We start from the raw sequence: 7,772 nt of genomic DNA, 5'->3' as shown, positions 1-7,772 counted from the left end.
TGGTTTTGTGGTTGACATCTCTGTGCTTGGGCTGGGGGGGGGGGGGGGGGGGGGGGCCCCCGGCCCGGCCCCGGGGGGAGAGGGATCAGACGGCCGCGGTGCCGTACTGGCTGTCCTTCATGAGGAAGGTCGCCAGCGGCTTGCCGTCGCCCTGCGACATGGCCGTGAAGGTCACGCCCAGCTGGGACGCGGCCTTACGGGCCAGCTTGATGTCGTCGGACGCGGTGACCTGGCCGCGCGGGATGATGAAGCGGTAGGTGACCGCGGTGGTGCCACCGGCCTTGACGTCGGTGAACTCCAGGCCGAGGGCGCGGACGTCCGCGTACGGACGCTCGGCGATCTCGTACTTGTAGGTCTCCGTGGACGTGGCCGGGTCGGCCTCGACCTTGCCGCCGCCCATGAAGAAGGGCAGCGTCAGTTCGTTGAACTGGAGCATGGAGAACTTCAGCGAGAGATCACGGCTGGAGTAGATGAAGTGCACCGGCGAGACCGACTGCCACGAGTCGATCGGCTCCAGCTTGTCCTTCTTGGCGAAGGTCACGCCGTCGCCGGTGGTGAAGCCGAGGTCCTTCCAGCCCGCGCCGGTCCAGTCGGCCGCCGCGTCGGTGCCGAAGGCGGTCGGGGCGTCGGCGCCGGCGGCGGCGACGTAGAGCTTGCCGGTACCGGCGACGCGGATCTCGGCCGAGTTGCTTCCTGCCATGGTGGTTTTCTCCTTGGGTGGGGTGAGGCGCCGCCCCGGTGCTGTCGGTCCCGGGTACGGCAAAGGCCCCGCCGGACGGCGGGGCCTGGTCTGTGGGGCGAGCGGCGGGAGGGCGCTCGAAGGGCGTCTAGAACACGCTCAGGGAGAGGCGGATGACGCAGAGGTAGCGGTTGGCGCCCCGGTAGAGGTAGTCGGGCAGCCAGCGCGGTCCGTCCTGCTCCTCGACGTCGTGGACGACGTTGTTGGCGCCGATCTGCTTGCCGATGGTGGCGAGCAGGGCCCGGCGGGCGCCGTTGGCGAGGACGTGGGCGGCGTTCTTCGTCGGCCCGTACACCTCGAACTCGATCAGCGGCATGTCGACGTGCAGGTCGCCGATCCAGGCGCCGCCGCGGCGGTTCACCAGGACGGCGCTCTGGGTGCCGTCGAAGCCGGCCGGCGGGTTGACCGCGATGGTCGCGCCGGCCAGGGCCGGGTCGGCCTTGAGGACGTCGACGACCAGCTTCTCGACGTCCGGGAACGCACTCGGGGGAGTGGTCATGACGGTTTCTCCTCGGAGAGGGGTACGGGCGGGGCGCCGTCCGGGGCGCTCCGGCGGGAGGGGGCGGGCGCGGAGCCGCGCCCGGACGGCGAACGGCGAAGCCGCCGCCCGTTCTCCGGGCGCAGCTCCGCCGCTGCACCAACTGTGACAGGGAGCGTGCGCGCACGCAACTAATTCGACGGCTCTCCCGCGTACGACATCGCCGCGGGCGTCGACGGCTCGCGCGCGGGTGCGCCGCCCGGCCACCCGTACGGCCCGCCCACGAGGGCGCCGCCCGGTCACCCGTACGGCCCGCCCACGAGCGCCCCGATACCGTGACCGTCACCGACCGAGGAGCCGCCCCGTGACCGCCCGCCCCACCCTCCTGTACGTCACCGACCTCGCCTACCCGGCCCGCGGACGGCGCTACTGCGACGAGGACATCGGCCTCACCGCCCGGCTGCGCGACGACTTCGACCTGGCGCTCTGTCACCCGTGCGACGCCGCCGCCCTCATGGACGCCTTCGACGCCGTCGTCGTACGGAACAGCGGCCCGGTCCTCGGCCACCAGCGGGAGTACGACGCCTTCCGCGACCGGGCACTCGCCCGCGACACCCGCGTCTACAACCCCCTGCACGGGCGCGGCGACATGGCCGGCAAGCAGTACCTCCTCGACCTCACGGCCGCCGGATACCCCGTCATCCCCACCGTCGACCGGCCCGAGGACCTCCACCGCCTCCCCGCGGCCGCCGCCTACGCCGTCAAGCCCAAGGCCGGCGCCGACTCCATAGGACTGCGCTTCGTCCGATACGAAGACCTCACAGCACTCGCCGGCCTCACCCACGGCGAGCTCCTCGTCCAGCCCCGCGTCGACTTCCGGTACGAGGTCTCCTTCTACTTCGTCGACGACCTCTTCCAGTACGCCCTCTACGCCCCCGACCCCGAACGCCGCTGGGTCCTGGAGCCGTACGAGCCCACCCGGGACGACCTCGCCTTCGCCCGCCGCTTCGTCGACTGGAACACCCTCGACCACGGCATCCAGCGCGTGGACGCCTGCCGCGCCCCCGGCGGCGAGCTGCTCCTCGTCGAACTGGAGGACCTCAACCCCTACCTCTCCCTGGACCTCGTGCCGGAGGAGACCCGCGACCGCTTCGTCGCCGCCCTCACCGACTCCCTCCACCGCTTCCTGGCGGCATGACGAAGCGCCCCGTGTCCGGGAGGGACACGGGGCGCTGCTCGTACGGGAAGGGGATCAGGCGGTACGGGGGCGGCGGCGGGCGGTCCGCTCGGCGGCGAACACGTCCTCGAGGCGGAAGAGCTGCGCCCGGCCCGCCCGGCCCGCGGCGGTCAGATGGCCCAGCTGGACCCACTTCCGGATCGTCGCGGGGGCCACCCCCGCCTCCTCGGCTGCCAGTGGCCCGGGGATCAGGGCCGGCAGGGCGGTCCGGCTCAGCATGCGGGCTCCTCCTGGTGGTCCATCGCGGTCTCGATCTCCTCGGTACGGGACCCGGACGCGGCGGCGAGCTCCGCCCACTCCCGCTCCGGCCACAGATGCCGGTAGGCCGGGTCGTCCTGACAGCCGCACTCCTCGTCCGCGCACGCACAGGCCGGGTTGACGCAGAGCACCGCGCGCCGGTCGGGGAAGGCCCGCAGGGACACCGAGTCGCACCAGGGGCAGCGCCCCGACACCCGGACGACCGTCTCGGAGTCGCCCAGCGTCCGGGCGCACCGCCGGGCCATCCGCCGGATCTCGTCGCGGACGTGCCGGGCCAGATCCGGGTGGGCCGCGATCGCGTCGAGCAGCCGCACCACCCGGCGGAGCCGGTCGAGCACCCCGGCGCGGGGCGGCCGTGCCAGCGCGAGCCGGGCGCAGACCGCCTCCTCCAGCTCCACCACCCCGTCGGTGATGTCACGGATGGCGTCGGAGACGTGGAGCCTGATCGGGGCGGCGCCGTGGCCGGGGACGGCGAGCCCGTGCCGCTGCTGGAGGAGCAGCGCCTCGCGGCGCTCCTCGCGGATCTGCTCGTCACGGCCCGCGGGGGAGGGAGCGGGTGCGCCTCCGGCGGGGCCGCGGCGGCCGGGCGCGAGCTCTTCGGCGAGCTCGGGGAAGTGGCGTACGAGCGAGGCGGTCCAGAGCGCGATGTCCCGCAGCACGGGTGCGGCGGTGGTGCCGGAGGAGGCGTCCCGCGCGGGCTCCGCGGTCCGGGCGGTGCGGTCAGACACGGCGGCGGCTCCTCGCCGGCGCGAGCGCCTTCGCCACGCGCCGCTGGTCCGCCGGGCGGCCGTTGCGCCACAGACGGCCCGCGCAGACGCCGTCGAAGTAGCTCTCGGCGGGGGCCACCGCCGACTCGCACTCGCGGCGGACGGGGCAGGCCGAGCAGGCGCGCAGGGCCGGGGCCGCCTCCTTGGCGCGGCGGGCGAACACGACGGACGGGGAGAGGCCGCTGCACGCGGCGGCGGCCTGCCAGGGGGTGGGGTCGGTCTGGAACAAGAGGGTCTCCACGGTCCGGGCCTCCGGAGCCGGTGGGGCTCGGGGCCGACGAGTGCGGCGGCGAGCCAGACTTACACGTTGCGTGCGAGCGCGCAACAAATAAAGGAGGAGTCGCCGGCGCCCCTTCGTGCGCGTCTCCACGATTTCGCCACGTTGCGTACCCGAAACCAGGTAATTCTGTGCGCGCAAGCACGCTAGAGTTGAAAACCGGAGGAGTGGAGTGAGGAGCTGGACATGACCACTCGAGGGCTGGACGAGTTCGCAGGCTGGGTCGAAGGCCTGATGCGACAGCGCGGCTACGACATCGACAGCCCGCGCGGCGGTGGCAAGTCCCGGATCGCGGACGAGGCGGGGGTGCACCGCGCCGCCGTGACGCGCCTGCTGCAGCGGCAGAGCATGCCCGACCTGGAGACCATGCGCAGGATCGCCCCGCTGCTCGGCGTCTCCGTCCGCGACATGCTGATCCGGTCCGGTCGCGTGACCCCCGAGGAGCTGCCGATGGCGGAGGATCTGCTGCCGCCGAGTGACTGGCAGCCCTCGATGGAGGACTTCGCCCGCTGGCTCGGGGTGCCCGACGACCGCATGGGCGTCTTCGTCAAGGTCGTGAACCAGTTCCTGGAACCCGACGCGGAGGCGGAGCGGCCGGCCGGGGCCGCGGAACCCCGCCGCACGGCCCGGGACTGACTCCGGCGGCGTCCTGACCCCGCCCGGTCCCGGCCCGTCACGGCCGGGACCGCGTGCGCGTGGGCATTTGTTTTGACCGGAGTCCATGCGATAGGTACGCTCATGCCTTGTGCCTGGGGTGTGCCTGGGCTCGCGTGCGTGTCCTCAACCGCAAGGCGAGTCCGATACCGGCCACCGTGATCCCGTGCCTTTTCCGCCCCGGCGGAGATCCGCGAGATTCGACACACCCGACCGCGTGGGTCGGCGAATGTTCCAGGTTAGTTTCACCGACGGCACACAGAAACCGGAGAAGTAGTGCCTACGATCCAGCAGCTGGTCCGTAAGGGCCGGCAGGACAAGGTCGAGAAGAACAAGACGCCCGCACTCGAGGGTTCCCCTCAGCGTCGTGGCGTCTGCACGCGTGTGTTCACGACCACCCCGAAGAAGCCGAACTCGGCCCTCCGTAAGGTCGCGCGTGTGCGTCTGACCTCCGGCATCGAGGTCACGGCCTACATCCCGGGTGAGGGCCACAACCTGCAGGAGCACTCCATCGTGCTCGTGCGCGGTGGCCGTGTGAAGGACCTGCCGGGTGTTCGCTACAAGATCATCCGCGGTTCCCTCGACACGCAGGGCGTCAAGAACCGTAAGCAGGCTCGCAGCCGCTACGGCGCCAAGAAGGAGAAGTAAGAATGCCTCGTAAGGGCCCCGCCCCGAAGCGCCCGGTCATCATCGACCCGGTCTACGCCTCTCCTCTTGTCACCTCGCTGATCAACAAGATCCTGCTGGACGGCAAGCGCTCCACCGCCGAGCGCATCGTCTACGGCGCCATGGAGGGCCTCCGCGAGAAGACCGGTGCTGACCCGGTCATCACGCTGAAGCGCGCTCTTGAGAACGTCAAGCCGGCTCTTGAGGTCAAGTCCCGCCGTGTCGGTGGCGCCACCTACCAGGTGCCGATCGAGGTCAAGCCGGGCCGCGCGTCCACGCTGGCCCTCCGCTGGCTCGTCGGTTACTCCCGCGCCCGTCGCGAGAAGACCATGACCGAGCGCCTCATGAACGAGCTCCTCGACGCCTCGAACGGCCTCGGTGCGGCCGTCAAGAAGCGTGAGGACACGCACAAGATGGCCGAGTCCAACAAGGCCTTCGCGCACTACCGCTGGTAGTCGCAACCCACATCGAGACCGAGAGAAGACTGAGCCGATATGGCTACCACTTCGCTTGACCTTGCCAAGGTGCGCAACATCGGCATCATGGCGCACATCGACGCGGGCAAGACGACCACCACCGAGCGGATCCTGTTCTACACCGGCGTCTCGTACAAGATCGGTGAAGTCCACGACGGCGCTGCCACGATGGACTGGATGGAGCAGGAGCAGGAGCGCGGCATCACGATCACGTCCGCCGCGACGACCTGTCACTGGCCGCTCGAGAATGTCGATCACACGATCAACATCATCGACACGCCGGGTCACGTCGACTTCACCGTCGAGGTGGAGCGTTCGCTGCGCGTGCTCGACGGTGCTGTCACCGTGTTCGACGGTGTGGCCGGCGTCGAGCCCCAGTCCGAGACTGTCTGGCGTCAGGCGGACCGCTACGGCGTGCCGCGCATCTGCTTCGTCAACAAGCTCGACCGTACGGGCGCCGAGTTCCTCCGCTGCGTCGACATGATCGTGGACCGCCTCGGCGCCGTCCCGATCGTCATGCAGCTCCCCATCGGTTCCGAGATGGACTTCCAGGGCGTTGTCGACCTGGTCCGCATGAAGGCGCTTGTCTGGTCCGCCGAGGCCAGCAAGGGTGAGATGTACGACGTCGTCGACATCCCGGCCTCGCACACGGAGCTCGCCGAGGAATGGCGCGCGAAGCTGGTCGAGACCGTCGCGGAGAACGACGAGGAGCTCATGGAGCTCTTCCTCGAGGGCGTCGAGCCCACCGAGGAGCAGCTCTACGCCGCCGTCCGTCGCATCACCATTGCCTCCGGCAAGGGTGGCGGCGAGAAGACGATCACCCCCGTCTTCTGTGGCACCGCGTTCAAGAACAAGGGCGTCCAGCCCCTGCTCGACGCGGTCGTCCGCTACCTCCCCTCCCCCCTGGACGTCGAGGCCATCGAGGGCCACAGCGTCAAGGACGCGGAGGAGATCGTGCGGCGCAAGCCGTCCGACGACGAGCCGCTGTCGGCCCTCGCGTTCAAGATCGCGAGCGACCCGCACCTCGGCAAGCTCACCTTCGTCCGGATCTACTCCGGTCGCCTGGAGGCCGGCACCGCGGTGCTGAACTCCGTCAAGGGCAAGAAGGAGCGCATCGGCAAGATCTACCGCATGCACGCGAACAAGCGTGAGGAGATCGACTCGGTGGGCGCCGGCGACATCGTCGCCGTCATGGGCCTCAAGCAGACCACCACCGGTGAGACGCTGTGCGACGAGAAGAACCCGGTCATCCTGGAGTCCATGGACTTCCCGGCCCCGGTCATTCAGGTCGCCATCGAGCCCAAGTCCAAGGGTGACCAGGAGAAGCTGGGTGTCGCCATCCAGCGTCTCGCGGAGGAGGACCCCTCCTTCCAGGTGCACTCGGACGAGGAGACCGGCCAGACCATCATCGGTGGTATGGGCGAGCTTCACCTCGACATCCTCGTCGACCGCATGCGTCGCGAGTTCAAGGTCGAGGCGAACGTCGGCAAGCCGCAGGTCGCGTACCGCGAGACGATCCGCAAGGCCGTCGAGCGACTTGACTACACCCACAAGAAGCAGACCGGTGGTACCGGTCAGTTCGCCAAGGTGCAGATCGCGATCGAGCCCATCGAGGGCGGCGACGCCTCGTACGAGTTCGTGAACAAGGTCACCGGTGGCCGCATCCCGAAGGAGTACATCCCTTCGGTCGACGCGGGTGCGCAGGAGGCCATGCAGTTCGGCATCCTGGCCGGCTACGAGATGACGGGCGTCCGCGTCATTCTTCTCGACGGTGGCTACCACGAGGTCGACTCCTCCGAGCTCGCGTTCAAGATCGCCGGTTCGCAGGCCTTCAAGGAGGCCGCGCGCAAGGCTTCGCCGGTCATCCTCGAGCCCATGATGTCCGTCGAGGTCACCACGCCCGAGGACTACATGGGTGAGGTCATCGGCGACATCAACTCCCGCCGTGGTCAGATTCAGGCCATGGAGGAGCGCAGCGGCGCTCGCGTCGTGAAGGGCCTCGTGCCCCTTTCGGAGATGTTCGGCTACGTCGGCGACCTCCGCAGCAAGACCTCGGGTCGCGCAAGCTACTCGATGCAGTTCGACTCCTACGCCGAGGTTCCGCGGAACGTCGCCGAGGAGATCATCGCGAAGGCCAAGGGCGAGTAACTCTCCCGAGTTCACGCTTTAGGCTTGACACCAGTCGTCGGGGCTCGGACCCCGCAACCCGAGGAACGGGCC

The 7,772-nt window shown here is 69.8% G+C and carries 10 protein-coding genes; 5 read left to right on the top strand and 5 right to left on the bottom strand.

Annotated features, from left to right (window positions below; genetic code table 11):
* Positions 1 to 85: 85 nt before the first annotated feature.
* Both ACFVYX_RS10280 and ACFVYX_RS10275 read right to left on the bottom strand, forming a co-directional pair.
* Positions 86 to 700, bottom strand: coding sequence for a phage tail protein (locus ACFVYX_RS10280; RefSeq protein WP_389680889.1), 615 nt, complete (start codon positions 698 to 700; stop codon positions 86 to 88).
* A 127-nt stretch (positions 701 to 827) separates the two neighbouring features.
* Positions 828 to 1,238: a hypothetical protein gene (locus ACFVYX_RS10275; protein ID WP_389680888.1), complete on the bottom strand. Its 411-nt coding sequence runs from the start codon at positions 1,236 to 1,238 to the stop codon at positions 828 to 830.
* 343 nt (positions 1,239 to 1,581) lie between these two features.
* On the opposite strand from ACFVYX_RS10275, the gene ACFVYX_RS10270 reads away from it, so the two are divergent.
* Positions 1,582 to 2,415, top strand: a complete 834-nt coding sequence (locus tag ACFVYX_RS10270; protein WP_389680887.1) for a hypothetical protein — start codon at positions 1,582 to 1,584, stop codon at positions 2,413 to 2,415.
* A 54-nt stretch (positions 2,416 to 2,469) separates the two neighbouring features.
* Here ACFVYX_RS10270 and ACFVYX_RS10265 read toward each other — a convergent pair whose 3' ends face one another.
* The 3 genes from ACFVYX_RS10265 to ACFVYX_RS10255 are packed head-to-tail and all read right to left on the bottom strand — an operon-like array spanning position 2,470 to position 3,720.
* Positions 2,470 to 2,673: a hypothetical protein gene (locus tag ACFVYX_RS10265; protein ID WP_389680886.1), complete on the bottom strand. Its 204-nt coding sequence runs from the start codon at positions 2,671 to 2,673 to the stop codon at positions 2,470 to 2,472.
* On the bottom strand, positions 2,667 to 3,440 hold the full coding sequence (locus tag ACFVYX_RS10260) for a hypothetical protein (protein WP_389680885.1): 774 nt from the start codon (positions 3,438 to 3,440) through the stop codon (positions 2,667 to 2,669). Before ACFVYX_RS10260 ends, ACFVYX_RS10265 begins: the two co-directional genes overlap by 7 nt.
* Complete coding sequence (locus ACFVYX_RS10255; protein WP_389680884.1) at positions 3,433 to 3,720, bottom strand: WhiB family transcriptional regulator; 288 nt, start codon at positions 3,718 to 3,720, stop codon at positions 3,433 to 3,435. The genes ACFVYX_RS10260 and ACFVYX_RS10255 overlap by 8 nt, the downstream gene beginning before the upstream one ends.
* Positions 3,721 to 3,942: 222 nt before the next feature.
* Between ACFVYX_RS10255 and ACFVYX_RS10250 the strand changes: the two genes are divergently transcribed.
* The 4 genes from ACFVYX_RS10250 to fusA all read left to right on the top strand — a co-directional run bounded on the left by ACFVYX_RS10250 (position 3,943) and on the right by fusA (position 7,700).
* A complete protein-coding gene (locus ACFVYX_RS10250; protein ID WP_389680883.1) occupies positions 3,943 to 4,392 on the top strand; it encodes a helix-turn-helix domain-containing protein in 450 nt (149 codons plus the stop codon).
* 294 nt (positions 4,393 to 4,686) lie between these two features.
* Positions 4,687 to 5,058 carry a 30S ribosomal protein S12 gene (rpsL, locus tag ACFVYX_RS10245; RefSeq protein WP_003948652.1) on the top strand — a complete coding sequence of 124 codons (372 nt, stop codon included), beginning with the start codon at positions 4,687 to 4,689 and terminating at the stop codon, positions 5,056 to 5,058.
* A 2-nt stretch (positions 5,059 to 5,060) separates the two neighbouring features.
* On the top strand, positions 5,061 to 5,531 hold the full coding sequence (gene rpsG / locus ACFVYX_RS10240; protein WP_351213415.1) for a 30S ribosomal protein S7: 471 nt from the start codon (positions 5,061 to 5,063) through the stop codon (positions 5,529 to 5,531).
* Between the two features lie 39 nt (positions 5,532 to 5,570).
* Positions 5,571 to 7,700 carry an elongation factor G gene (gene fusA, locus ACFVYX_RS10235; protein WP_389680882.1) on the top strand — a complete coding sequence of 710 codons (2,130 nt, stop codon included), beginning with the start codon at positions 5,571 to 5,573 and terminating at the stop codon, positions 7,698 to 7,700.
* The last annotated feature ends 72 nt before the right edge of the window (positions 7,701 to 7,772 follow it).

The organism is Streptomyces sp. NPDC058326, from assembly GCF_042879855.1.
GTDB lineage: Bacteria > Actinomycetota > Actinomycetes > Streptomycetales > Streptomycetaceae > Streptomyces.
The sequence above is the reverse complement of the archived record's forward strand: the minus strand, read 5'-3'. Positions and strand labels throughout refer to the sequence as shown.